Below are 2896 nucleotides of genomic sequence, written 5' to 3' on the forward strand. Positions count from 1 at the left end.
CCTGGACGAGCTGGCGCGCGACGCCGTGCTGCGCTTTCTGCCCCGCGCCGATGCGGCGGGCGTGGACCTGGGCGCCACCGGCCTGGACCAGCCCGTGGTCGTGCAGGGCCAGCCGCTGCTCATCGAAGGGGTGCTGGGCAACCTGATCGACAACGCCCTGCGCTACGGCCGCCCGGGCGCCGGCACGCGGCCCCGCGTGACCGTGGAAATCTCGCGCGAGGCCACGGCCGATGGCCGCGAAGCGACCGTGCTGGCCGTGGTCGACAACGGCCCGGGCCTGTCGGCCGCGCAGCGCACCAACCTTCTGCAGCGCTGGGCCCAGGGCCGCGAGGGCGAGCGCCTGGGGCAGGGCGCGGGCCTGGGGCTCGCCATCGTGGCGCGCTACGCCGAACTGCTGGGCGTGCGCCTGGCGCTGGAGCCTGGGCCGCAGGACGAAGGCCTGCGCGTGCGGCTGGTGTTCGCGGGGTGACCGGTGCTCCAGGCCGCCCGGCGCCCTTGACTCATTCGAAGACGGGCCGGAAGAAGCTGCGCTCGTAGCTCAGGATGCAGCGCGTTTCCTGCGCGTAGCGGAAGGCGGCGAGGCATTCCGGGTCCTGCATCGACTGCGCGCGGTAGGTCTCGTACGCCGCCAGCGAGGGAAAGGTGAACAGCGCCAGCGCGATGTTGTTCGCGCCTTCGGACGGCAGGAAATAGCCGTGGTGCTGGCCGCCGAATTTCTCCACCAGCGGGATCCAGAGCTTGCCGTAGTGCTCGAATTCGGCGAGCTGGTGGGGGTCGATGACGTAGCGCAGGTAGCAGGTGACCATGGGGAAGGTGCCGTGAAAAAAAGGGGGACGAAAAAAAGCCCGCCGGGCCTTCGGAGCCGTGGCGGGCCGTGCCAGCGGGCACTTTACGCTGCGGCGCGCGTCAGGCGGCCTTTTCCGCCAGCGTGGGATAGTCGGTGTAGCCCTTCTCGCCGCCGCCGTAGAACGTGCTTTGGTCCCATGCGTTGAGCGGTGCGTTCTGGCGCAGGCGCTCGACCAGGTCCGGGTTGGAGATGAAGGGCTTGCCGAAGGCGACGATGTCGGCATCGCCGCTGGCCACCGCCTGGGTGGCGAGGGCGCCGTCGTAGGCGTTGTTCACCATCCACGCGCCCTTGCCGCCGGCCGCGCGGTAGGCGGCCTTGAGCGCGGCGTAGTCGAAGGGGCGGCCTTCCACTTCGCGCGGACCGCCGGTGGCGCCTTCGATCACATGGATGTAGGCTAGGCCCAGTGGTGCGAGCTGGCGGATCACGTAGTCGAACAGGGGCTGCGGGTCGGCATCGGCGATGTCGTTGGCCGGCGTCACGGGCGACAGGCGGATGCCCACCTTGCCGCCGCCGATGGCATCGACCGCGGCGCGCGTGGCCTCCAGCAGCAGGCGGGCGCGGTTTTCGATGCTGCCGCCGTAGTCGTCCGTGCGCTGGTTGGCTCCGGTCTTGAGGAACTGGTCCAGCAGGTAGCCGTTGGCCCCGTGGATCTCCACACCGTCGAAGCCCGCCGTCTCGACCGCGTTGCGCGCGGCGGCGGCGTAGTCGTGCACGATGCCGGGCAGCTCGCCCGCATCGAGCGCGCGGGGCTCGGACGTGGGCACGAACTGGCCCTTGCCGGTCGCGCGGTCCACCAGGTAGGTCTTGGACTTGGCGGTGATGGCCGATGGGGCCACGGGCTTGCCGCCGTCCGGCTGCAGGTCGTTGTGCGAGATGCGGCCCACGTGCCACAGCTGGGTCACGATCTTGCCGCCGCGTGCGTGCACGGCCTCGGTCACGCGCTTCCAGCCATCGAGCTGCTCGGTGCCGTACAGGCCCGGCACGTCGGCATAGCCCTGGCCCTGGTGGCTGATGGCGGTGGCTTCGGTGATGAGCAGGCCCGCGGTGGCGCGCTGGGCGTAGTAGGTGGCCGTGATGTCCTTCGGGATGGCCTCGGGCGAGCGGTTGCGCGTGAGCGGCGCCATGGCAATGCGGTTGGCCAGGTGCAGATCGCCGGCCTGGACCGGATCGAAGAGAGTCGTCATGACAGGGTGCTTTCTTTGGAGGGACAGGAAAAAACGGGGCCTGGGCTCCGGGGTGGCGCGGGGCCGGGCCCGTTCCAAGCCAGGGACACGAACTTACCGCCATTTCCGGAAGGCTGCAGTGCACTGGCGACCCCAAGGATTTGCCGACTGTGCTAGCGGCGGCGGCGCCCCCCGCGCGCCGCAGGCGTGCGGCAGCGCGCTGATGCGTTTTCCGGATATCGATGCGCGAAACGGGCGCATGCGGCGCGGGGGCCGGTTCCTAGAATTTTGCGCAAGGGCCCATCGACGGCCCGGCCCGCGCACCCTGCGCCCCAGGGGCTGCCCGTTGCGGGTGCCCCTCTCTTTTGCTCCAAGGAACCCCCCATGCAATCCCCGTTCTCCGCCACCCGCAGGGCCGCCGTGCGCGGCCTTTCCGCCCTGCTGGGCGCCACCTTGTTCTGCGCGGCGGCCGGGGCGCAGGGCAAGAAGGAGGTGGTGATCGGCTACCAGGACATGGTCGTGCCGTGGCGCTATGCGCAGGAGACCCGGGAGGTCGAAAAGCGCACGGGCTACCAGGTCACCTACCGCAAGCTGGGCAGCGGGGCCGAGGTGGTGCGCGCACTGGCCTCCGGTGCGATCCACATCGGCGAGGCGGGGTCTTCGCCGTTCGCCTCGGCGCTGTCGCAGGGCGTGCCCATCGAGGTGTTCTGGATCCTGGACGAAATCCATGAGGCCGAGGCCCTGGTGGCCCGCAACGGCTCGGGCGTGAAGCAGCTGGCGGACTTGAAGGGCAAGAAGATCGGCCTGCCGTTCGTCTCGACCACGCACTTCCACACGCTGGTGGCGCTGCAGGCGGCGGGCGTGGACCCCAAGGGCGTGAAGATCG

Annotated in this window: 4 protein-coding genes; 2 read left to right on the top strand and 2 right to left on the bottom strand. The window is 70.4% G+C overall.

Translation table 11 applies throughout. The features are described from left to right. A partial coding sequence (locus AC27IO_RS22390; RefSeq protein ID WP_498740839.1) for a sensor histidine kinase occupies positions 1–469 on the top strand: 469 nt, incomplete at its 5' end. Positions 470–500: 31 nt separating this feature from the next. Here the strand turns inward: AC27IO_RS22390 and AC27IO_RS22395 are convergent. Next, the gene (locus AC27IO_RS22395) at positions 501–806 is read right to left on the bottom strand and encodes an NIPSNAP family protein (RefSeq protein WP_272566289.1); all 306 of its coding nucleotides are present in this window, start codon (positions 804–806) and stop codon (positions 501–503) included. 100 nt (positions 807–906) lie between these two features. Next, entirely contained in the window at positions 907–2031 is a 1125-nt protein-coding gene (locus AC27IO_RS22400) for an alkene reductase (RefSeq protein ID WP_284397273.1), read from the bottom strand. Between the two features lie 363 nt (positions 2032–2394). On the opposite strand from AC27IO_RS22400, the gene AC27IO_RS22405 reads away from it, so the two are divergent. Beyond that, positions 2395–2896 (top strand): taurine ABC transporter substrate-binding protein (locus tag AC27IO_RS22405; protein WP_498740842.1); only part of this gene is annotated, 502 nt, incomplete at its 3' end.

The organism is Acidovorax sp. KNOB132, assembly GCF_057541515.1.